We start from the raw sequence: 23306 nt of genomic DNA, 5'->3' as shown, positions 1-23306 counted from the left end.
ACACAGAATGAATAAGGAAATTCTAAGATCATCCATCTTCAGACATTTAGATGGTATTGTTACTGCCCCTGTAGCTGTATCACTAAATAAGGAAGGTATCATCGACCATATATTAGAAAAAGAAACAGTTAATCTTTCCGATCTTACAGAACAATTTAAAACTAATGAAGGTTATCTGAATGTTGCCTTACATACATTGGGTTCGCAGGGATTTATCATTTATAATACAGATAATAACAAGAATACCGTCTCCGTTACAGCAAACAGCAATACCATATTATTAAAGAAATTCTCATTCCTGTATGACAAGATTATTCCCTTTCTGAAAAAGTCTACAGATATTAGGAATCAAATTTTGGAAACTTCATTTATAGAAGAATTTAGTCTTCTTGCAGCAGCTATGAAGAATAATTTTGATCTCGACATTTCTGATAATCCTGAGGAGAAAGGTATTCAGGAACAAATATTAAAACATATTGAAGGCTGTATTATAGGCCCTGTAATTGTATATCTAGGTATGACAGGTATGTTTCATAAATATTTTATGGAAACTTCTTTTCAGGCAGCTGAATTTCATAAAAAAGCAGAAAACTTTGAGGTTATCCTGGACTTCCTGACACATTTGGGATGGTTTAGAAAAAACGGAAGCAATTATAAATTTACAGAAACCGGTGTTTATTATGCTAAACGAGCTGCCTCATATGGAGTTACTGTCTCTTATCTGCCAATGCTAAACAGGTTGGATGAATTATTATTTGGAGATGCATACAAAATACGGGAAATAGCAGAAGGTGATGACGAGATCCATGTTGATCGTGCTATGAATGTATGGGGAAGCGGTGGTGCACATTCTAACTATTTTAAGGTAGCCAATGATTTTATTATTCAGGTTTTCAATCAACCAATCCATTTACAACCCAAAGGTATATTGGATATGGGCTGTGGTAACGGTGCCTTTATTCAGCATATTTTCGAAACAATAGAAAGACAAACTCTGCGTGGAAAAATGTTGGAAGAGCATCCTCTTTTTTTAGTAGGAGCGGATTATAATCCAGCAGCATTGAAAGCAACCCGTGCAAATCTCATCAATAATGATATTTGGGCGAAGGTGATCTGGGGAGATATCGGAAATCCAGAGAAGCTGGCGGAGGATCTTAGAGAAAGCTATGAGATTGAACTTTCAGATTTATTGAACATTAGAACCTTTCTGGACCATAACCGGGTATGGAAAACTCCGGAAAATAAAAACCCGGAAAGAATAAGTACCTCAACCGGAGCATTTGTCTTTCGTGGCGAAAGGCTCTCTAACAATATTGTAGAGGAAAGCCTGAAAGAACATTTGGAGCTTTGGCTTCCTTATATTAAGAAAAATGGATTACTCATAATAGAACTTCATTCCCTAAATCCGGAGCTTACCCAAAATAATCTGGGCAAAACTGCTGCAACAGCTTATGAAACTACTCATGGATTCTCGGACCAATACATTCTTGAAGTTGATGTTTTTAGAAAAATATGCACAGAAACAGGATTAAATATTAGTGCGGAATTTTCGAGAAAGTTTCCTGACTCAGATCTGGCAACAGTTTCTATCAATCTTTTAAAAGCTTAGTAAAATAAAAGAGCGATTATCTTTTATAATCGCTCTTTTATTTATTTTGCTCTCAGACGTTCTTTAATTGCCTCTATATTCTTTTTAGCCGAATCTTCTAAAATAAGGCTGGCACTCATGTGAATTCTGTCCGGCATTAGTATATTAAAATAATCGGTACCATCCCAGGAAACTTTCTTAATCAATGCTAATGCTTCATCACTTCTGGTGGAAAGTTTCTGAAGAAAATCGTCGAGTTTTGTATCCATTTCAGCAATATTTTCAGATACTGAATGGTAAATATTATGCTGCTCAGCCCATTCTGCAGATCTAAACTCTGCATCTATTGCCATTGCCGAAAACTGTGATTTTCCGATTTTTCTTTCCACATAAGGGCCTATTACAAACGGACCAATTCCCAGGTTGATTTCAGTAAGTGCAAGGGTTGCATCTTTGGTTGCAAAACAATAATCTGCTCCACAGGTAATTCCTACACCACCACCGGTGGTCTTTCCTTGCACTCTTACAACAACTATTTTCCCACAATTCCTCATTGCATTGAGTACTTTGGCAAAACCTCCGAAGAACTTCTTAGAAACCTCAAGCTCATCAATGGCTAAAAGCTCGTCGAAACTAGCCCCTGCACAAAAAGCTTTTTCTCCGGCGCTTTTTATAAGGATTGCTTTTACTTCCTTTTTTACACCTTCTTCTAAAATGGTCTGAGCTAATTTTTCCAGAATAGCACCAGGCAGTGAATTGCTTTTCGGTGTTCCAAAAGTAATTTCTGCGATATTATTTTTAATTTCTGATATTACGAATTCGTTCATTGCTATTTATTTATAATAACCTCGTCAAGGTTATATCCTTGACATGGCACATAGTTATTCAAAATCTTCTAAGCCAGATTTGTTTTCGTGGCAAAATACAAAATTATCTTTTCCGCTAAAAAGTTCTATAACTTCATTTCTTTTTAAAAATGTTTCATTATCTCCTAAAAGACTCTGATATGAAGAAAATTTATAATTCCTAAAATCATTTATAATCTCATGATTCTGCGGATTTTGATGAATATATAGTATTGTTTTTATCAGATAATACTCAGAATCTATACATTTTCTTTTAAAAGGAGATTCTATCAATTCTCCATGTCTATTATACATTTTATTGAATGCCTGTGAATAAAAATTGAATACTTTAGAAAATTGTTTTGAAAAATATTCTGTGGAGAATGCAATCCTTTTTCATTTGTTAAGCCAGCCTTGTCAAGGTTTGAAACCTTGACAAGGATCTTGAGCCACTCTTCAGATTTAATTTCTACTAATAAATGAAAATGATTTGGTAAAATTGAATATGTATATATATCACAAACAGCTAAAAGATTTTCTGAAATCTTTTTAAGAAAAAAATGATAATTTGATTCTGCTTTAAAAATAACATTACTATTCACACCTCTATTATAAATGTGATAAAACCTGTCTGGCTCAATTGGTAATGTCCTAATATTTATCATTAAAAAAAATTATTTAACTATTAAAAGCTACAATATACTTATCTATATATATTTCTTTCTCTTTTGATTTGTATTGCTGGATATAACGAGGATGTTCCAGAACAGTGATTTTATCAAATAACCTCTCTTCATTGTTTAGCTTGTGGATAAAGTCTGCATTCTTTTTCCCTAATACAAAAACTTCAGAAGTATCCAGTCCCAGGCTTATATGCTTTTTCAGAGAAGCTATCATAAAGCTTTTTACATCCTCAAAGAGCTGTTTATCATCATAATAATTTGCATTCAGCCAACCATTCTTTGTATTTCTTACAATAGCCAAAGGAAAAGGAGAATTGATATAAAATTCTTTATAAAACTTTTCTACTCCGCCAAAAGCATTGATCATATCATATATAAAGACAGATGAAACTTCATGGGTATGAACTGATTTCATTTCAATACCACATTCACTTTTCAGCCGTTTGGTATCTGTAAAAGGAACTCCTGTTACCCCTGCACCATGTCGACTGGGATTGATTCCAATTATAAATCTGCGCTGGTCTGAATCATTATAATATTTATGATAAAACTTTTGCATCACAACCATCGTTTCAGGATTGTCCAGATAAGGATTTAGTACATTAAATCCTTCCGGTAGTTTTCCCGAATATCGAAGGGTTTTATTAAAATCTATGACTTTATCTGCAAAAGTTTTCTCCACTCTCCAAATATATTAATTTACAATGCTTCGACTATGCTCAGCATGATTCCTGTACTATATTAATCCGAACTGTTCGAAATGATGGGTGAAATGCTTTCTGTGCATTAGCTCCCACATTTCTTTATTGATTTTACCAAATACAAAATGGATATGCTCTGCCTGTGGATTCTCTCTGTAATAGATCAAGAATTCCTGAACTGCATTAAGAAAAGCTTCTTTTGCGGCCTCCAGATTTTTATGCTTTAATTCCGGTAAACTTCCATCCTGAGGAAGGAATGGCGCCGGAAAATCTTTTGGCATTTTTCTGTGATTGTATAAGGAATCCTGATACTTTTCAAGATGTTCATCAGGCGTATAATACTTTTCTGCTTCAGGTTTTCCCATACCATGGTTAACAGTAGTTTCAAGATGTTCCAGCATTTCCTGCGGAGACATTTTACCCCATTGAGGTTTTGAACTTTCCGTTAAGCCATTTAGTATTTTTTTGATATCTCTTACATTCAGATCAATAAAAGGAGACTTTTTAGCTACCAATGTCAGAATTGTTGCCACGCAAACAACTTCTTCTCTTTGATTTACGACCTCAACCAACCACTTTACAACACCACTAGGAATGTTACGGCCTTTTACACCTCTGTTAATTCTCTCTTTGGCAGTCAGATATACAGTAATGGTATCTCCTGCATATACAGGCTTAAAGAAAGCACAATTCTCCAATCCGTAATTTGCAATTACAGGTCCTTTTTTACCGGAAACAAATAATCCTGCTGCAGCAGAAAGGATAAAATAACCATGAGCTACAGTTTTGTCGAAAATTGTTCCATTCAGGCTTGTAGCATCGGTATGCGCATAAAAATGATCCCACGAAACGTTAGAGAAGTTTACAATATCTGCTTCAGTAACTGTTCTTCCGGCTGTTTCCAGTGAGTCTCCAATTTCTACCTCCTCGAAATATTTACGGAAAGGATGCTTATCTGAGTATTTTTTCTCCGCTCCTTGCTGATAAATCTTTGTTATAGCTGTCAGGATATCTGGTGATCCCTGAATAGCCGTTTTTTGCAGGAAGAAATGAAGTCCGCTTAGTCCACCCATTTCTTCTCCACCACCGGCTCTTCCCGGGCCTCCATGCATCAGTGTCGGAAGTGGTGAACCATGTCCCGTGCTTTCTTTAGCATTATCTCTGTTCAGTACATATATACGTCCGTGCTGCGAAGCCATCTTCCAGGAAGTTTCAGCAACGAATTTATCATCGTAAGAAACAATAGAACCTACTAGACTTCCTTTTCCTCTTTTTGCTAAAGCGGCAGCCTCTTCTGCATCTTTATAAGGCATTAAAGTAGAAACTGGTCCAAAAGCTTCTACATCATGAGAGATATTCTTTTCAAAAGGTTTATCATTCAGGAATAATTTAGGACTCATAAATGCTCCTTTCTCATAATCGGCATCTATTAGTTCTTGTTTACCATCGTATACCAGTTCTGTTTCTGCTTTTAGCAGGTTTACTTTTCTCAGAACCTCATCATATTGTTGTTTTCCTACCAGAGATCCCATTCGGGTTTCCCTGTTTAGAGGATTTCCTATTTTTGTCTGATCCAATGCTTTGGAAAGAGCACTCTGAACATCATCAATTAAATGCTCAGGTACAATAATTCTACGGATAGCAGTACATTTCTGTCCTGCTTTTGTTGTCATTTCGTTACGAACTTCTTTAATGAACAAATCGAATTCAGGAGTTCCCGACTTGGCATCCAGTCCTAAAATTGAGCAATTCAGAGAATCTGCTTCCATATTAAAACGAACTGAATTTCCGGCAACCGAAGGCAAGGCTTTCAGTTTTCTTCCGGTACTGGCAGATCCGGTAAATAGAACAGAGTCTCCATCCTGTACATAATCCAGAATATTCCCAGGTTCTCCACAAACCAACTGAACTGCACCTTCGGGCAAATAGCCACTTTCAATCATATCTTGAAAAACTGCATTGGTAAGGTAAGAGCCAGGAGTAGCCGGTTTTACAATACTTGGCACACCTGCCAATAAAGATGTGGATAACTTTTCCAGCATTCCCCAAACCGGGAAGTTATAAGCATTGATCTGTACAGAAATCCCTTCACTTGGTGTAAGGATATGTGTTCCCAGATGTGTTCCGTTAGCTGAGATTTTCTGTGTATCACCATCTACCCAAAATGGTGTATTCGGAAGCATTCTTTTTGCTAGACCTGAGTAAGTGAAAAAAGTACCGAAACCTCCTTCTATATCTACCCAGGAATCCACATGGGTTGCTCCTGTTTTATATGATAATTCGTAATATTTTTTCTTTCTCTCTAAAAGGTAAAGCGCTACTTTTTTCAGCATTTCCCCACGATCATAAAATGTCATAGAGGAAAGGTTTTTATAACCAACAGTTCTTCCGTAGTCAAGAGCCTGTTCGAAGTTTAGCCCTTCTGTATCTGAAACAGCAACCTGCTCTCCTGTAACGGCATTATAAAGCGGAATTTCTTTACCGTTTCCTTCTACCCATTGTCCGTAAATGTAGTTCTTTAGTTTTTCCATATCTATTTTGGATATTTAATACTTAATTTTTTGATTTTTATTAACCTTAGGGTGTTTATCCAATAAATAAAGAATTCTATCAGATTGAGAAAAAGGAATTTTATAGTTATCACAAACACTTTTCAAGTAAACAATATATTCTTTATACAGATTAATTTTCTTTGATTTACTAAATGGAATTTTTAGCTCTTCACCATATAACAGTCTATAAACTCTCTGATCAATTATTTGAAATTGGTCTGGGTTTATGAATCTCAAAAGAGTTGAGGCCATTGGTAAATCAAAACCTTTTGCCTCTAATAATTTAATTAAAATATCATCCGCTAGTGCTTCATCATATTCTTTTCTTAATTTATTAATTTTAAAAATCAAATCATTATTAACTTTAGGGTACCTATTAGTCTTCCAAAGAATAATTTCTAAAAAAGTTTCGTAAGTAAACTCATCTTGCTTATTATCTAATTTTTTAGTTAGTTCTTCTTGATAATTAAAATCCGGAAGATCATCAAGTAATTCTTTTATATTCTGTAAATCATGTATACTCTTGATTATCATATTTCCAAATATATTTTGGTTAATTCATTCTTTGATAATATTAATTATTTGATGTTTCTTTTTTTAATACCAATTGCAAGACTTTTTTACCTCCCAGATATACAAGAAAGAGTACTAATGCAAAATCAATAATAAAGATTGAATCAATAAGAATTGTATAGAAAAAATCTTTTGATTTGAGGTGTCTTTCTATTCTATCGGAATCCACATGTTCCAATGCATCCGAAATGCCGACCATAGCTTTTATTACGAAGTATCCCAAAAAGTGAAGTACACTCAATACAATCAGAACAATATACCAATATCTTTTTAGGAAATTCTGCATTTTAGGCTATAATTATTTTATGTTTTAAACCTCACAGGTTTTAGAGACCCATGAGGTTTAAATTTACTACTTTATTTCAGATCGGCCCAGATGCTATAATCCACTACTTTTGTTGGGGCTTGCTCTGTAAATTCTGTAAAAGGTTCACAAGGAACAATAGCTTCTTTTCCTTCTCTTGCTAATTCCTGATACAGCTTTGTTCCTTCGGTTTTCCAGTGAATCATTTCATCTGAAACATCACGTATAATTTTTGCAGGGCTGCCTACAATCAGCTTTCTTGGTTCACATTTAAAATTAGCGGGAACAAAAGCTAACGCACCAATAATACATTCATCACCAATTACGGCCTTATCCATTACAACCGCATTCATTCCTACAAGACAATTTCTACCGATATGTCCGGAATGGATAATAGCTCCATGTCCTATGTGTGCTGATTCTTCCAAAATGGTTTCAATATTTGGGAATACATGAAGTGTACAGTTTTCCTGAACATTGGCGCCATCTTTTATAATAATCTTTCCCCAGTCACCGCGAATAACAGCATTGGGACCTATATATACTTCTTCACCAATTTCTACATTTCCGATAATCACTGCCTGAGGATGAACATAGGCTGAAGATTTTATAACCGGACGAATACCATGATAGGAGTAAATGTTCATAATATTTAATTTGAAAATTTGAAAATGAGGTAATTTGAAAATGAATAAGACAGTAACTATTCTAAATTTAATGTCTTTGTGCTTTCAATGTCATTGAAAAACAATTTCAAATTTTCAAATCAAACTATTTTCAAATCGATTTATACTTTTTCAATTACCATTGCATAACCTTGTCCGACACCGATACAAAGTGTACACAAAGCATATTTTTTATTTTGTTTCTGTAGTTCCAGAGCTGCCGATCCAATGATTCTGGCTCCTGATACTCCAAGCGGATGTCCTATCGCAATAGCTCCTCCATTTGGATTAACCCTCGGATCATTGTCCGCTATACCTAAGCTTCTGGTTACGGCAAGTGCCTGCGCAGCAAATGCTTCATTTAATTCAATAATATCTATATCTTCCAAAGAAAGATTTAGTCTTTTTAATAGCTTCTGAGTTGCTTCTACCGGACCTATTCCCATAATTCGGGGCTCTACTCCGGCTACAGCAGATCCTACTATCCTTGCTTTTGGTTTTAAACCATATTTTTTCACAGCTTCTTCGCTTGCTAAAATAAGAGCAGCAGCGCCGTCATTCATTCCGGAAGCATTTCCGGCTGTTACAGTTCCTTCTTTCCTGAAAGCAGGACGTAACTTTGATAATACTTCTATAGTTGTTGTCGGCTTAATAAACTCATCTTTATCAAATACAACAGGTTCTCCTTTCCTTTGTGGAATTTCGACTTTTATTATTTCTTCAGCCAATCTTCCGCTATCTTGTGCTCTTGTTGCTTTCTGTTGTGACCACAGTGCGAATTGATCCTGATCTTCTCTGCTGATATTATGCAGGTCAGCCAGATTTTCAGCTGTTTCGCCCATTCCGTCCACGCCATACATTTCTTTCATCTTTGAGTTTACGAAGCGCCACCCGAAAGTGGTATCATACATCTGACTGTCTCTCCCATAAGCTACACTTGGTTTCGACATTACATAAGGAGAACGAGTCATGTGCTCTACTCCACCTGCAATGTAAATTTCTCCCTCGCCTGCAGCTATTGATCTAAATGCATTGGCAACTGCAGACATTCCTGAAGCACAAAGCCTGTTCACTGTTTCACCGCCTGTTTTATAAGGAAGTCCGGCTAATAAAAGTGCCATTCTTGCAACATTACGGTTATCTTCTCCGGCCTGATTAGCACATCCTAAAATAACATCCTCTATTTCCTCAACAGGGACTTCCGGATTTTTTGCAACAATTTCTTTAATGACTACAGCTGCCAGATCATCTGCGCGCATTTCGGATAAACCTCCCTGTAATTTTGAAATGGGAGTTCTTATATAATCTATAATATATACGTTATTCATTTTTTATTTAATTAAGAATTTTCGAAATGTGTAATTCTTTCATCAACCCATTTATCATACCACTGTCCAAAAGTCATTCTATCGTAATTGGCACTTTGTAAAGGAAAAATCTCATTAGTAGAAGCCCTATCATCAACCCACATATTTCCATATTCTTCGCCATTTACAACTAAGAAAATAAAATTACCACATCCAATATGACAAATTCTTATAGTACCATTAATTATAGAATTAGAATTTGATTCAGTAGGTACAAAGTCCTCTTGAAAAATTTTATCTTTTAATAAAAATGGTTTAGTCAAATTATTACCTAAGCTATCTAAATAATGTACATTATGAATTGAATCCCAATATTGTAATGGCATAATTTGAAATGGTCCAACTCCACCATCGAATAATTGCGTAATAAATATTCGAAAATCTGAAGGAAGTTTTATTTGGTATTTTTTTTCAAAATCATAAACTTCATTTTCTGTTAGTGGTTCATTAATAAATTCATACTCACCTTCGGTATCTAATTCTATTAATCTTACTAATTTTTCTTTCAGTTTCTCTATATCCATTTTATATAATTATAAATTGATCACTTTTTTTCCAATTTTATAAACTGTTCCTGTGAATTTTGCTACCAGTTTTTGCTCCTGATTGGTGATATGAATATCGTAAACAGCAGTCTTTCTGGTTTCATTTACCAGTTTACTTTCCGCACGAAAAACATCACCTTCTTTTCCGGCAGTTGTAAAGTTTATCACACAATTCAGTGCTACTGCTGCATCTCCAGAATTATTGGAAGAAAAAGCCAATGCTGAGTCCGCAAAAGCGAAAGTAACCCCACCGTGAACGGTTTTCAAACCATTAAACATTTCCTGTCTGATTGGCATTTCTATTAAACAATAATTTTCTTTTACCTCTATCAGTTTTATTCCCATCCATTTGGAGAATTCGTCCTGAGCGAGCATATAATCTGCGACTTGTTCTGGCTTCATTATTTATTTAATTTAACAATAGATGCTTCGACTACGCTCAGCATGACATATGTTTATTATACTCTTAATTACTTTTATATTTTACTAAACAAAGGGCTTTGTCTGTAGCGTTCTTCCTGGTATTCGTTATAAAGATTCCGGAGTGTTTCAGATATAGCTGTATATCCGATTTCCTTACCCCAGCTTAGTAAGCCTTTAGGATAATTTACGCCTTTCTGCATAGCCAATTCTATATCTTCATCATTTGCAATACCTAATCTCTTCGCTTCTACAGCTTCATTGATTAACATTGAAATAATTCTTATAAAGATTTGCTGATACAACTCTTCATTCTTCTGAGCAATAGGTTTGGAAGCTCCTTCCCGATAGTCATAAAACCCACGGTTTGTCTTTCTACCCAAAAGCTTGGCTTCGGCCATACGCTGTTGTAGTAATGACGGTTTATATTTAGGATCGTAGAAGTAGTCTTTATAAACTGTTGTTGTAACAGCAAAGTTCACATCGATTCCGATAAGGTCCATTAATTCGAAGGGGCCCATTTTAAAGTTCCCAAGACCGGTCATCGCATCGTCCACCTGCTCGGGTGTTGCAATATTTTCTTCAACTATTCTCAGTGCCTCACCGTAATATGGACGTGCAATTCTGTTGACAATAAAGCCGGGAATATCTTTAGCAATCACCGGAACTTTGTTCCAGGATTTCATTAAGTCGTAAACTTTTTGTGGTAATTGTTCATCGGTAAGTAACCCGGGAATTACTTCCACTAAAGGCATCAAAGGTGCCGGATTAAAAAAGTGAATACCTATGAAGCGGTTCGGATTTTTCAGCTCTGATGATAATGAAGTAATAGAAATGGAGGATGTATTGGAACTAATTATACAAGTGTCGGATACATATGTTTCTAACTCAGAAAATACTTTGGTTTTGATCTCTTTATTTTCGATAATTGCTTCAATAACTAAATCAGAATCTTTTAGCTCTTTTAGCTCGGTGCAGAATTTCACTCTGTTGAATATCTGCTCTGATTCCTCGAATGATATTTTCTGTTTTTCCGCAAGTCTTGTCAGTATCTTCTCAAGGTTTTGTAATGCTTTTTCGGTTTGCGATGCATTTGCATCAAACAAAAACACATTACATCCGTTGGAAGCTGCCACCTGAGCTATTCCGATCCCCATCGTTCCTGAGCCGATTACTCCTATATTCATAGTTAAAAATAATGTAGCAATGTATCAGTTTACCAATGTAACAATTTTATAAAAAATTGAGTTTTGCCGAAGCTTATATTTCTATTGGTAATTGTTACATTGGCAGATTGTTATATTAATTTTATTTTCCTTTATAATCTGGTTGCCTTTTTTCCAAAAATGCTCTCACACCTTCCTTGAAATCTTCAGTTTCAGCAGCATCCTGCTGATAAATACCTTCCAAATCCAATTGTTCGCTCAACGTATTGTTATAGGAATTATTGAATGCTTTTTTGGTCAATCCTATTGCCTTTGTTGGCAGATTAGAAATCTGAGCCAAAACTTCACCTGCTTTTGCTTCAAATTCTTCGTCTTTGAAAACATCAGCAATTAATCCTAATTGTTTAGCCTCAGCTGATGAAAGTTTTTTCCCAGTAAATGCCAAATAGCTGGCCAATTGTTTACCTAATAATTTTGGCAGATAATACGTTCCTGCTGTATCCGGGATTAATCCAATATTTACAAATGCCTGAGAAAAGTAAGAACTCTCAGTTGCCAAAGTAAAATCACAGATAAGTCCCAACATCGCACCTGCACCTACTGCTGGCCCGTTGACTAAAGCAATAACAGGTTTTGAGTTTTTTACAATGGCTTTTACCATTGGGTTATAATAATCGATAACCATACGTTGTATGATTCTTTCGTCTTCAGCTTCTTTACCTAATGATAACGCTTCTTTAAGATTCTGTCCGGAACAGAAAGCTTTTCCTCTTCCCGAAATAGCAATACATCTTACCGTTTCGTTTTTATCACATTCCTCCACAAAGTGGCGTATTTCACTCAACATTTTTTTGTTAAGCGAATTATAACTTTCAGGTTGGTTGAGATAAGCTATTTTTAGTTTTCCATCTAGTTTTGATTCAATATCAATTTGAGTATATTCCATAAAATATTTTTTTAGTGTACCAATATAACAATCTAAGTTAATGTAACAATCTAATAGTTCAGTAATCTGGCAACAACATCGTTATGCTCCACATATTCATAAGTTCTATTGGTAAACTGGTACATTGCTATATTGTTACATTAATGGCATTTAAAATAATCAAAAGGTTCCAGACAATCTAAACACTGATAAGATGCTTTACACAATGTAGACCCGAATCTACTGATCTGTTTGGTATGCATAGAACCACATCGCGGACATTCTTTAGGTTTTCCAATATGGTGTTCGTCTGCACCTCTCTCGGGTGGGGTAATTCCGTAAGCTCTCAGTTTTTCTCTGGCTTCATCAGTTAACCAATCGGTTGTCCATATCGGAAACATTTTGGTTACTACTTTTGCATCCCAGCCATTTTCTTTCATGACTTTGGTAATATCTTCTTCAATAGTAAACATAGCTGGGCAGGCAGAATAAGTAGGTGTAATAGTCACTTCGCAAGTACTGGCACCAAGCATCTTTGCCTCTCTTACAATACCCAGTTCCACAATATCGATTACCGGAATTTCAGGATCTGGAATTGTTTTTAATATGTCTAAAAGTTCATTCATTTTCTTATTTTTTATCAAAGTCAAGGACTTTCGCCATTGTTTTTTGATAATCTGCATTATCTGTCATCCCGTTATGTCCCTGATTATTTAGTATAATCAGGCTGTCTCCCTGTTTAAAATTGTTTTTCAGTTTTAGAGAGGCTTTATAATTAATCACCTCATCGGCATTACCATGAAATATAATAACCGGAGATTTCACAGTTTTCAGATACTGATAGGTTTCAAAATTATATTTGAGTAAAAATCCGGGAAGGAAAGAAAACTGTTGCTCCATCTCATCCCTCAGACTATAGTAGGGTGCCTGCAATATCAATAAACGGGCATTACTAACCGAAGCCAGTTTTGCCGCTAATCCGGTTCCTACAGAATATCCCAGGATAATAATTTTATTTTCGGGATACCTTTTCTTTATTTCTTTATATGCGAGTTCTACATCCGAAAATAGCTGATCTTTACTTTCTATATTTCCTTCGCTTTTCCCATAGCCTCTGTAATCCAGTATGAAAACATCATAATTCATACTGTTATAAAGTTTGGCTACTTCGCCCCAGCCTTTTATTGAGCCACCATTACCATGAAGGTAAAAAATAACACCTTTGGAATCCGGGACTCTGAATAATACAGAGCTTAGCTCTTTATTGTCTTTTGTTACAATTGGTATTTCTTGTGTATTTCCTTCAAAATTATAAGTATAGTTCTCCGGCAGTTTTTCCGGATGGAATATTATTTTCTCCTGATAATAGTATACAGCTGCACATAGCACTAAATATACTATCGCAAAAAAAATAATTATTTTCAGAAATACCTTCATTGCTACCTACCATGTACAACCGGGATAGGCTCTTTGCAAATATTGTAATTCACAAAGTATAAAGCCAAAGTATTCTGTATGATATCCGGTTCTGGATTTAAGCTGCATAAAAGGATTTTCCGGATACTCTAATCCAAAATCCTGAAAATCTTTCTGAGTAATACTTATAAATTGTTGGTAAAGTTCATCTGTATTTGGAGCAATATTTAAAGCTATTAAATCTTCTTCTCCTTCTACATGTGCAAACAAACCTTTGGTATATTCCCAGATATTCTCAATAGCATTTGTCAGACGCTCACGACTTTCTTCTGTTCCTTGAGCAAAAATCTTCATCCATGAAGAAGTATGGGTATAATGGTATCTTACCTCTTTCAGAGATTTCTGTGCAATTGCAGACAGTTCTTCATCTACTGATGTGGATAAAGCCTCATACATCAATTTCTGATAGACAGAAAAAACATATACTTTAAGAATGGTTTGCGCATAATCCTCGTTAGGTAGCTCCGTCCAATGCGCATTTACATATTCATGTTCATATCTTAAGAAAGCTATATCATCTTCACTTTTTCCATCATCATTTAGTCGAGATGCATATTGGTAAAAATTATTGGCCTGTCCCAGTTCGTCCAGTGCAATATTTGTCAGCGCAATATCTTCTTCCAGATAAGGCCCTTCACCACACCATTCTGCAAGCCTTTGCCCCATAATAAAGCTATCGTCTGCAAGTTTTAATAAATAGTTATATAATGGATTCATTGTATAGAATTTAGAAACTAGAGGTTAGAAATCAGACTAAATTCTATAATCTAACTTCTCACTTCTATAATTTACATATTTTTTACATCGTTAGGAATTTCATAGAAAGTCGGATGACGGTATAGCTTATCATCCGCAGGATCAAAGAAAGCTTCCTGATCCACTCCTTCGGAGCTTACTATATATTTACTCGGTACTACCCATACACAGGTTCCCTCTTTTCTTCTTGTATAAACATCTCTGGCGTTTTGTAATGCCATTTCCGCTGTGGGTGCCTGTACTGTTCCGGCATGCTTGTGGGATAAGCCCGGTTTTGTCTGAATAAAAACTTCCCACATATCTAATTGACTCATATCTTTATTTAATTTAGCAATGGATCAATGTAACAGTTTACCAATTATTTATTAATACGCATTCTTGCATTGGTACATTGTTACACTATTTTATTGTTACATTGACACGTTATTTTACTGTTACATTGCGATCTGCAAAAGCTGCAGCTGCTTCTTTTACCCAAAGGTTTTCCTGTTGGGCTTTTACTTTAGTCTGTAATCTCTTTTTATTACAAGGTCCGTTACCCTTTAGTACTTCCATAAATTCGTCCCATGGAAGCTCTCCAAAGTCGTAATGACCTTTTTCTTCATTCCATTTTAAATCTTTATCCGGAATGGTCAGTCCTAAAAATTCGGCCTGTGGAACCGTAACATCAATAAATCTTTGACGAAGGCTGTCATTGCTCTCACGCTTTACTCTGTAATTCATTGATAATTTAGAATTTGGAGAATGTTCATCATTTGGACCAAACATCATTAATGCAGGCCACCAGAAGCGATTTAGTGCTGCCTGAGCCATCTCTTTCTGCTGCTTTGTTCCACGACAAAGTGCCATTAGGATTTCATAACCTTGTCTTTGGTGGAAAGATTCTTCTTTGCAGATTCTTACCATTGCTCTGGAATATGGTCCATAAGAATTACCCATCAGCATTACCTGATTCATAATCGCTGCTCCGTCTACAAGCCAGCCTATCGCACCTATATCTGCCCAACTTAGTGTTGGGTAATTAAATATACTTGAATACTTCGCTTTTCCTGACAACATATCATCATAAGTAGCATCCCTGTCGGATCTTATAGTTCCGTTCCCCAATGTTTCCGTAGCTGCATAAAGGTATAATCCGTGTCCGGCTTCATCCTGGACTTTTGCCAATAATGCCATTTTTCTTCTCAACGATGGTGCCCGGGAGATCCAGTTGGCTTCCGGAAGCATTCCTACAATCTCGGAATGTGCATGCTGAGAAATCTGACGAACCAATAACTTCCTGTAATCATCAGGCATTATATCTTTTGGTTCTACTTTATTTTCTTCATGTACGTATTGTACAAATTTTTCTAAATCCATTATTTATATTTTTAACACAATGGCACTAATTATTTTTTTATCCTTAACTACTGTTTTTAAGGCACTAATTGCTTCACAATATTTATATTAAGATATCTTCCCGTTTATAACTCTCTTAATACCATCTTTGAAAATATCTGTCCTAAAATTAAGTAGTAATCCTAATTTTAATCCTGTCATTTTTAAATAGGTTAAAACCTGAGCTTTATGGATATCATTTATAAAATCTACAGTTTTTATCTCCAGAATCAATTTATTCTCAATTATTAAATCTACTCGGAAAGCATTTTCTATCGTGAGAGTTTCATAAACAATTGGCAGATACTTTTGATTTTCAACTTCTAACCCAAAATTTTTAAGTTCATAATACATACATTCTTCGTAGACACTTTCGAATAAAGCTGCTCCTAATTTTTATGGATTTTCAGGCCTAAATCAAATACAATTTTTGACAACTCATTCTCTGTCATATATTTTAAATTTTGAAAATTTTTGATTTTCTTGTGTCTTAAAAAGCATATTTATTTAAAATATAATTTGTGTCTTTGTGTTTATAAGTTCATTCTTTTCCATTTCTTATTTTTAACACAATAGCACTAATCTATATTATTTTGGCAATTAATTATAAATGACCATCACTTAAATCATCTTTCAGATAGATTCCTACCTTAGAGTTGGAAAATTCTCCGGCCACAAAATTTACTTTCTTACCTTTATCTTCAATCACATATTCTTTAAAATAGTAAACATGTCCTTCATAAGGCCCTTTTACTTCTACTTTTTTATTAACACAGTTCCAGTAAAAGCTCCAGATGTTCAGTCCATTAATCTTATATTCTTCATTTTCATCTAATGCTTTTGCGAATTTCCAGTTAGTCATGACTTTTAAATTTAGCGGTTATACTTCTTTACCAATTTAACAATAAACCACTGATTTTCAAGTACAATTAACAGTTTTTAACCGCTATAGCTCACTATTTATAATCAATATAAATTTAAACATCATAATTCAGCATCAATACATTGGTAGTGGGATGGCACTGGCATGTCAGTACAAATCCTCTTTCTACCTCATCTTCTGTGAGTGCAAAGTTCTTTTCCATGAAAACTTCGCCTTCCAACACCTGTGCTTTGCAAGTACAGCATACACCTCCTTTACAGGCAAATGGCACAGGCAGCTGTTCTTTCAATGCCTTATCCAAAATGCTTTCTTTTTTCGAATTAAGATGGAAAGAATATTCATCATCATCAATAATTACCGTTACCATACTCTCCAGATTAGCAATAGCTTTGAACTCCTCACTCATTTCTTCAGCATTTTCGTCATCCGGTGCAGTGAAGTATTCATATAAGACCTGAATTGCAGGAACCTTCTTTTCTTTTTTCAAATAATCGGAAATACTCTTAATCATATCCGCAGGACCACAAATAAAATAAGTAGCCTCCTGAACATCGATATCCGCATATCTTTCAAAAAGTTGTTCCAGCTTTTCGGCTGAAATTCTTCCTTCAAAAACCGGATCCTCGTGTTTCTCCCGACTTACGAGATAAATTACTTTCAGTCTTCCGCCAAAATCTTTTTCCAGCTTATCCAATTCTGCTTTTTTCATCACATGGGCCATACTTCTATTGCTATAAAACAGATAAGCATTACTATTTGGTTCCTGGTAAAGGCTTTCTTTCAAATTGGATAATACCGGACTAATTCCACTACCGGCAGCTAGCCCAATATATGTTTTGGTATTGCTGGGATGGTAAGTTGTATTAAACCCTCCCATAGGTGGCATCACTTCCAACATTTCGTCCATATGAAGATGCTCATTGAAATAGCCGGAAACTTTACCTCCTTCCAGTAATTTCACCAACACCTCCAATACATTGCTTTTCTCACTCGGAGCATTACAAATGGAATAAGAACGACGCTCTTCATTCCCATCAATCATCATTCTGAAGTTGATATATTGCCCCTGCCTGAACCGGAATTTATCTTTCAGTTCCTCCGGAATTTCAACCGCTACATTCACAGCATCCTGCGTATCTTTCTGAACCTTTACGGTTTTTAATTTATAAAATGAGTTCATTCTTTTTTTAGTATTCTTTTTTCAAATTGAGCTATTTTTATTGAAACAGTAGATATGTCTATTTTTTAGATCCCTTTTCTTAGTTTCTCAATTGCACCCTGTGAGACTGTCAATACCGACTTCATGCTCTCCCCAATCCTGCTGATAATATCTTCCCTTGGTCCTTCTTTCCAATCACTACTGGAATAAAAATTCCCTAAAGCAGTCGCCATTGATTTCTCATCATCAAAAGAACGAATCAGATAATAACAGTCTGAATCATGAAGAGAATTTCCATAAGATACTACATCAATCCCATTATGACTGTGCAAAGGGACACTAATCTCCTTCATAATCTGATGAAATTCTTCTCCTGTACCTTTCTTTAAAGTATACTGTAAAATTTCTATAATTTTATTTTTCATAATAGTCAATCAATATTTGCAGAATTGTCTACCGACTATCCTGCATTTTTTATTTCTTCAGAATCCTATTAATTTTTCCGCCTTCGCATTTTGGAAGAGAATCCTGAGCATGGATTTTTACTTTTGTGGTAATCCCTACTCTTCTTTTTATTTCTCCTTCCACACTTTCAGCAAAATTGTGGATAAAGTTGGTATAGTCGTTACTGTTTATTTCAAATTGCTGTGCCTTGATCAGTTCATCATTTATTTCTACATCTACTTCAAGGGCTACACACATATGTTCTTTTTCAATGGGTTTAAGATAATAATTGGGGACCACTCCTTTGATGCCGGAAAATGCATCCTCAATCTGACTAGGATATACATTCACACCTCTTACAATCAGCATATCATCGGCTCTTCCGACTATAGGTTTCATCTTCACCATTGTCCTTTTTGCATTGGTATCGTAATAAAGACTTGTAATATCATTGGTCCAGTAGCGTAAAAGCGGCATTGCCTTTTTGGTGAGAGTCGTAATGACCAAAACTCCTTCTTCACCATACGGAACAGGCAGCTTCGTTACAGGATCCAATATTTCCGGGTAAAAATGATCTTCCCAGATATAAGATCCACCTTTTTCCTCCCAGTCTTCCATAGAAACTCCGGGACCTATAATTTCGCTTAACCCATAAATATTAGTTGCGTGGAGACCCAATCTTTTTTCAATATGTCCTCTGATAATTTCTGTCCAGGGCTCGGAACCTAGTACAGCATACTTCAAGCTTATATCTTCTGCCGGAACTCCTCTGTTAGCCAACTCATCTGCAATTGTAAGGGCATAAGATGGCGAACAGCAAATAACTTCGGGTTTAAAATCCATAATCAGATCCACCTGCCTTACCGTCATCCCGCCTGAAATAGGAAGGACACTCATCCCCAGTTTTTCAGCACCATAATGCAAGCCTAAACCTCCAGTAAAAATTCCGTAACCGTAGGCATTATGCAACAGCATTCCTCGCTGTGCGCCCGCAGCATTCAGAGATCTGGAAACTACTTCACTAAAGAGATTTACATCTTCTTTTGTGTAACCTACAACAGTTGGTTTACCTGTTGTTCCACTTGAACAATGAATTCTCTGCAGTTCACTTTTGGGAACAGTAAATAATCCGAATGGATAACTATCTCTTAAATCCTGTTTGTAAGTTATTGGAAGTTTTGAAATATCTTCAATCGACTTTATATCCTGAGGAGCCAAGCCGGATTCATTAAATTTTCGTTTATAAAACTCCGATCTCTCATCCAGATAAGCAACCAAATTCTTCAGCCTTTCTGACTGAAGTTTCCGCAACTGATCTAATTCTAAATGTTCAACTGAAAAATACATAATCTAACTAACATTCGTTAGTTGTAAAAATAAAAAGAATTTTTATTCTGGCAAATTTTTTATGACTTCCATCATGTTTTTAAATTCCCCAGAAGACCATAAAGTATTTTATCCCTGATTTCATCGGTAATTTCGGATGTAGATTCTATATTTCTTTTGAACCAGAAATAAGAATTATTCAGTGTATGAAGAATAAATTTAGTAGTAAATGTCGGAGATTTTAGCTCCCAGTTTTCTTCCTGATAAATTTCCGATATAAGTTTTTCCACTTCTCTTTGGTATTGCTTTCGGAGTTCTACAAATTCAGAAAGCCTTTCCTCCAAATGCTTCCACTCGTTAGAATAAATGTGGGTAACATCCGGATTTTCCAAGACAATGGAAATGTGCTTTTCGATAAATAGATTCAAGCGTTCTTTAGCCGGAAGTTTTGCATTCTTTACTTCATTTAGTCCTTCGAAAAATCTTCCTGCAATACTAAAGCATATCCATTCCAGCAATTCATCTTTTGAACGAATATGTGCGTAAAGTGAGGCTGCCTTTATATTCAGACTGGCAGCCAGATCACGCATAGATGCGCCAACATAACCTTTTTCTTTGAAAAGTTCTATGGCTACTTCTAATATTTCAATTTGCTTTTTTTTCAGCTGCATTGATTAGTTTTTTTTTGCAAAAATACTAACTAACTATTGTTCGGGCAATGCTCTCCACCTTTTTATGTATTTTGAAAGGAAGAAAAAGGAAATAACAACCAATATAAAGTTATAACCAAACATTTCTGTCTTATTTATATAGAACCAATCTTTCTGATCTGCTAAAAAACAAAAAACAGGAACAAACCACATGAAAGTAAACAAAAACATACAAACAAATATTCCCGAATGTGCCTTTACTTTACTATTAACAAATACCGAGCAGAGATAAACTACAATAACACCAAAAGTAAGCAGCATCATAACCATATATGTTTCCCCTCCGGTAATAGCATTAAACAGTCCGAAAACAATATTCAATATACCCAGTGCTACCAATGCAATAAGCCAACTCCTGCCTGATGTAGTCCTAAAAGCAAAAATCATAAATGATAACACCAGTGAAAAATAGAATATGAAAATAGCAAACTCAGTTTCTATAATAGGTCTGCTGTGTGCCTCTTTTAAAGTTGCAAAGTTACTTTTCAGTAAAGCCTGCTCAACATAAAAATTGGAATAGCTTTTCTCACCGGTGGCATTTCTTACAGCAGACTCCATATCTCGCGGATACATGGGATTGATGAGCTGATAATCCATATAACCACTTTCCGGATGATAATTGAGAGCAAGTAAGCGTTCCGGCGTAAGATTGGTTTTTAGCTTCACCGATTTTACTAATGCAAAATAATTCTGAAACTTCTTTTTGATCTCCACTTCATTTCTGTCTGCCAGTAGCTTTTTCATAATGGCATCATTTGGTTCCGGATTTATGGATGTAAATTTATCGTAATACCTATCCTGGACTTCTCTGTTGATTAATGCATTTTTGTGGTATTTCTTCCCCAGAATTGTAACTGAATCTTTATAGAAGTAACCATTTTCTTTAATACGGGTACCATCTTTTTGCAACCCCATTTGTAATGAATCCAATTCTCCTTCAGCAAACGGAGCATCAATAAAATAATCCATCTGAGTAATCAGATTTCCTTTTGTTACAATATCCTGATAGCTATAATAAGACCTCTGATGGCTTACTTTTCCCCATTGGAAAAAGAAATAAAAAGAAGAAAGCAGTAAGACAATAATGAAAGTATGGATCCATTCATAGAATAAGGCATTATTACTCTTTGGATAAAAAGCCTTAAAACTATTATTTCTAAAGTAGAATACCAGCCATACTATAAGTGCCAGAATGGAAATAATTACAGAAAAAGTAAAAAATGTTACATCATCACTATACTGATAGATTTCCGTAAAATTTACGGCTCCGGTCATATAACCTATTAAGAAATAAATAGCATTGATTACAACGCCCAATATAAGCATCGGAATCAATTTCGTGTTCCACAATAGTGGATATTTTAACAATAGTTTTGTTTGTATTTTATCTAGCATGGCTTTTATTTAATGAAGAAACGACGGGTTGAATGGGTAATATTACGGAAGTATACCAACTGGATATTTTCTTTAAGAACTGTTTCCAGAAAAACTTGAACCGTAGTATGCATCGGAAAATGCGCTACAAAGGTTCCTCCGTTTTGTTCGAGAGATACCAAAGAGATAGAAGATAATTTTTCTTTCAGATTACTCAATGTATCGTCAGTCTCAAATTCAACAATGAACTGTACTTCTTCCGCCTCCTGAGACTTCAGATTTCTTTGAGATCCATTTTTAAGGAAAACAACCTGCTGCGAGGTCTTTTCAACTTCATACAATTGCTGGGAACTCAGTACTATTGCAATAGGACGATAGGGCGAACCTGCAATATTTCGGAAATCATCCAGAATAGTTTGCTGTGCAAGAATATCGAGATTGGCCAAAGGTTCATCTATTAGTAGGATTTTAGGCTTTCTCAACAACATTCTTGCTAATTCAAATCTCATTTTATAACCAGAAGAAAGGCTGTTCCATGAATGCTTACGGAAAGGGCGAAGTCCTAATCTGGTAATAACAAGGTCTACTACAGCTTTGTTTTCTTCAGGTTTATAACCATAATTAGCTGCCGTAAAAACAAGATTCTCATACATACTTCCTCTCCAGGTATCTGTTCTCTGCGGAATATAAACGAGTTTTGTTCTCAGGTCATAATCGTCCTTACACGGAAAATTATATTTAATACTTCCGGAAGTAGGCTTCAGATCGCCACATAAGCTTCGTAGTAAAGTTGTTTTACCATTTCCATTCTCACCTACCAGTCCTATAATTTCTCCGGACTTCACTTCCAGATCAATAGGTCCAAGTGTAAATCCTGCTCCATATTTTTTAGTAAGTCCTTTTACAGAAATTACAGCCTGAGGTTCTGCAATTGGTTTTCCGGATAATTCTTCATTAAGTTTCTGCAGCAAAGCATTTAGCTTTTCTATAACAGCATCTTCAGAAGGCTTTGCATCCAGCCAGTCCAAGAAATCATTTGTTTCTTTATAAAACTGAAGATTCTCGGTATCCAGAGTAATATCTATAATTCTTTTTACTGCCCTATCCAGATCTTTAAAAAGAATTAATTCGCGTATTTCTTCAAAAACTAAGTTTTGTGTTCTCATCATTTTTATTTCTGCGGTGTAAATAACAAATTTTATGGCATATAATAAAATTAATTTCTTCGCTAATTCGGAAAATTTGTCTCAAAATTAACATTTCCAAAATTTAAAACAGGAAAATTTGTCCTAATTTTATAAATAAATCAAAATAGAACACATTTTGAGAATAAAACACCAGAATTAAATGATTAAACCGAAATCTGAGATTTGGTGTAATTACGAGTCGAAACTCTGGCAATAGCTAAAGTGATTCGAAAGAGCCAAATCTCAAGTTTCAAACCCAAAAGAAAAATTACAAAACAAT

Annotated in this window: 26 protein-coding genes; 1 reads left to right on the top strand and 25 read right to left on the bottom strand. The window is 35.2% G+C overall.

From position 1 onward, the window contains the following. Window positions 1-7: 7 nt before the first annotated feature. The gene (locus tag C8J95_RS15550) at window positions 8-1609 is read left to right on the top strand and encodes a class I SAM-dependent methyltransferase (protein ID WP_107809656.1); all 1602 of its coding nucleotides are present in this window, start codon (window positions 8-10) and stop codon (window positions 1607-1609) included. 41 nt (window positions 1610-1650) lie between these two features. Here the strand turns inward: C8J95_RS15550 and C8J95_RS15545 are convergent, their stop codons facing one another. The 25 genes from C8J95_RS15545 to C8J95_RS15425 all read right to left on the bottom strand — a co-directional run bounded on the left by C8J95_RS15545 (window position 1651) and on the right by C8J95_RS15425 (window position 23005). Next, the gene (locus C8J95_RS15545) at window positions 1651-2415 is read right to left on the bottom strand and encodes an enoyl-CoA hydratase/isomerase family protein (RefSeq protein ID WP_107809655.1); all 765 of its coding nucleotides are present in this window, start codon (window positions 2413-2415) and stop codon (window positions 1651-1653) included. A 54-nt stretch (window positions 2416-2469) separates the two neighbouring features. Further along, entirely contained in the window at window positions 2470-2748 is a 279-nt protein-coding gene (locus tag C8J95_RS19030; RefSeq protein ID WP_255412838.1) for a hypothetical protein, read from the bottom strand. A 363-nt stretch (window positions 2749-3111) separates the two neighbouring features. Continuing rightward, on the bottom strand, window positions 3112-3798 hold the full coding sequence (locus tag C8J95_RS15535) for an SMUG2 DNA glycosylase family protein (RefSeq protein ID WP_107809654.1): 687 nt from the start codon (window positions 3796-3798) through the stop codon (window positions 3112-3114). A 54-nt stretch (window positions 3799-3852) separates the two neighbouring features. Continuing rightward, the gene (paaZ, locus tag C8J95_RS15530; protein WP_107809653.1) at window positions 3853-6348 is read right to left on the bottom strand and encodes a phenylacetic acid degradation bifunctional protein PaaZ; all 2496 of its coding nucleotides are present in this window, start codon (window positions 6346-6348) and stop codon (window positions 3853-3855) included. 15 nt (window positions 6349-6363) lie between these two features. Further along, window positions 6364-6903 (bottom strand): hypothetical protein, encoded by a 540-nt coding sequence (locus C8J95_RS15525; protein WP_107809652.1) that lies wholly within the window; start codon window positions 6901-6903, stop codon window positions 6364-6366. Between the two features lie 40 nt (window positions 6904-6943). Continuing rightward, complete coding sequence (locus tag C8J95_RS15520) at window positions 6944-7228, bottom strand: hypothetical protein (RefSeq protein ID WP_107809651.1); 285 nt, start codon at window positions 7226-7228, stop codon at window positions 6944-6946. Window positions 7229-7299: 71 nt separating this feature from the next. Next, window positions 7300-7893, bottom strand: coding sequence for a transferase hexapeptide repeat family protein (locus tag C8J95_RS15515; protein ID WP_107809650.1), 594 nt, complete (start codon window positions 7891-7893; stop codon window positions 7300-7302). Between the two features lie 140 nt (window positions 7894-8033). Next, the gene (gene pcaF / locus C8J95_RS15510; protein ID WP_107809649.1) at window positions 8034-9239 is read right to left on the bottom strand and encodes a 3-oxoadipyl-CoA thiolase; all 1206 of its coding nucleotides are present in this window, start codon (window positions 9237-9239) and stop codon (window positions 8034-8036) included. An 11-nt stretch (window positions 9240-9250) separates the two neighbouring features. Next, on the bottom strand, window positions 9251-9802 hold the full coding sequence (locus C8J95_RS15505; RefSeq protein WP_107809648.1) for an SMI1/KNR4 family protein: 552 nt from the start codon (window positions 9800-9802) through the stop codon (window positions 9251-9253). A gap of 9 nt (window positions 9803-9811) precedes the next feature. Next, complete coding sequence (locus C8J95_RS15500; RefSeq protein WP_107809647.1) at window positions 9812-10225, bottom strand: PaaI family thioesterase; 414 nt, start codon at window positions 10223-10225, stop codon at window positions 9812-9814. Between the two features lie 74 nt (window positions 10226-10299). Then, entirely contained in the window at window positions 10300-11430 is a 1131-nt protein-coding gene (locus C8J95_RS15495; protein WP_107809646.1) for a 3-hydroxyacyl-CoA dehydrogenase NAD-binding domain-containing protein, read from the bottom strand. A 121-nt stretch (window positions 11431-11551) separates the two neighbouring features. Beyond that, on the bottom strand, window positions 11552-12355 hold the full coding sequence (locus tag C8J95_RS15490; protein WP_107809645.1) for an enoyl-CoA hydratase/isomerase family protein: 804 nt from the start codon (window positions 12353-12355) through the stop codon (window positions 11552-11554). Window positions 12356-12495: 140 nt separating this feature from the next. Continuing rightward, window positions 12496-12960: a 1,2-phenylacetyl-CoA epoxidase subunit PaaD gene (gene paaD / locus C8J95_RS15485; protein WP_107809644.1), complete on the bottom strand. Its 465-nt coding sequence runs from the start codon at window positions 12958-12960 to the stop codon at window positions 12496-12498. 4 nt (window positions 12961-12964) lie between these two features. Beyond that, complete coding sequence (locus C8J95_RS15480) at window positions 12965-13771, bottom strand: alpha/beta hydrolase (RefSeq protein WP_107809643.1); 807 nt, start codon at window positions 13769-13771, stop codon at window positions 12965-12967. A gap of 6 nt (window positions 13772-13777) precedes the next feature. Further along, window positions 13778-14527 carry a 1,2-phenylacetyl-CoA epoxidase subunit PaaC gene (gene paaC / locus C8J95_RS15475; protein WP_107809642.1) on the bottom strand — a complete coding sequence of 250 codons (750 nt, stop codon included), beginning with the start codon at window positions 14525-14527 and terminating at the stop codon, window positions 13778-13780. A 71-nt stretch (window positions 14528-14598) separates the two neighbouring features. Continuing rightward, complete coding sequence (gene paaB / locus C8J95_RS15470; RefSeq protein ID WP_024565362.1) at window positions 14599-14880, bottom strand: 1,2-phenylacetyl-CoA epoxidase subunit PaaB; 282 nt, start codon at window positions 14878-14880, stop codon at window positions 14599-14601. Window positions 14881-14989: 109 nt separating this feature from the next. After that, complete coding sequence (gene paaA / locus C8J95_RS15465; RefSeq protein WP_107809641.1) at window positions 14990-15925, bottom strand: 1,2-phenylacetyl-CoA epoxidase subunit PaaA; 936 nt, start codon at window positions 15923-15925, stop codon at window positions 14990-14992. 87 nt (window positions 15926-16012) lie between these two features. Then, complete coding sequence (locus C8J95_RS15460) at window positions 16013-16297, bottom strand: GxxExxY protein (protein ID WP_370446833.1); 285 nt, start codon at window positions 16295-16297, stop codon at window positions 16013-16015. 250 nt (window positions 16298-16547) lie between these two features. Then, window positions 16548-16805 carry a hypothetical protein gene (locus C8J95_RS15455; protein ID WP_034870702.1) on the bottom strand — a complete coding sequence of 86 codons (258 nt, stop codon included), beginning with the start codon at window positions 16803-16805 and terminating at the stop codon, window positions 16548-16550. A 115-nt stretch (window positions 16806-16920) separates the two neighbouring features. Further along, window positions 16921-18006: a 2Fe-2S iron-sulfur cluster-binding protein gene (locus tag C8J95_RS15450; RefSeq protein WP_107809640.1), complete on the bottom strand. Its 1086-nt coding sequence runs from the start codon at window positions 18004-18006 to the stop codon at window positions 16921-16923. Window positions 18007-18071: 65 nt separating this feature from the next. Further along, window positions 18072-18410: an NIPSNAP family protein gene (locus C8J95_RS15445; protein ID WP_107809639.1), complete on the bottom strand. Its 339-nt coding sequence runs from the start codon at window positions 18408-18410 to the stop codon at window positions 18072-18074. A 49-nt stretch (window positions 18411-18459) separates the two neighbouring features. After that, entirely contained in the window at window positions 18460-19776 is a 1317-nt protein-coding gene (locus C8J95_RS15440; protein WP_107809638.1) for a phenylacetate--CoA ligase family protein, read from the bottom strand. A gap of 71 nt (window positions 19777-19847) precedes the next feature. Beyond that, window positions 19848-20426, bottom strand: coding sequence for a TetR/AcrR family transcriptional regulator (locus C8J95_RS15435; protein WP_107809637.1), 579 nt, complete (start codon window positions 20424-20426; stop codon window positions 19848-19850). Window positions 20427-20459: 33 nt separating this feature from the next. After that, complete coding sequence (locus C8J95_RS15430; protein ID WP_107809636.1) at window positions 20460-21860, bottom strand: hypothetical protein; 1401 nt, start codon at window positions 21858-21860, stop codon at window positions 20460-20462. Between the two features lie 5 nt (window positions 21861-21865). Continuing rightward, a complete protein-coding gene (locus tag C8J95_RS15425) occupies window positions 21866-23005 on the bottom strand; it encodes an ATP-binding cassette domain-containing protein (protein WP_255412837.1) in 1140 nt (379 codons plus the stop codon). Between the last annotated feature and the right edge of the window lie 301 nt (window positions 23006-23306).

Source organism: Elizabethkingia sp. YR214 (assembly GCF_003058195.1).
Taxonomy (GTDB): Bacteria; Bacteroidota; Bacteroidia; order Flavobacteriales; family Weeksellaceae; genus Elizabethkingia.
This window is presented reverse-complemented; position numbering and strand designations above follow the sequence as displayed.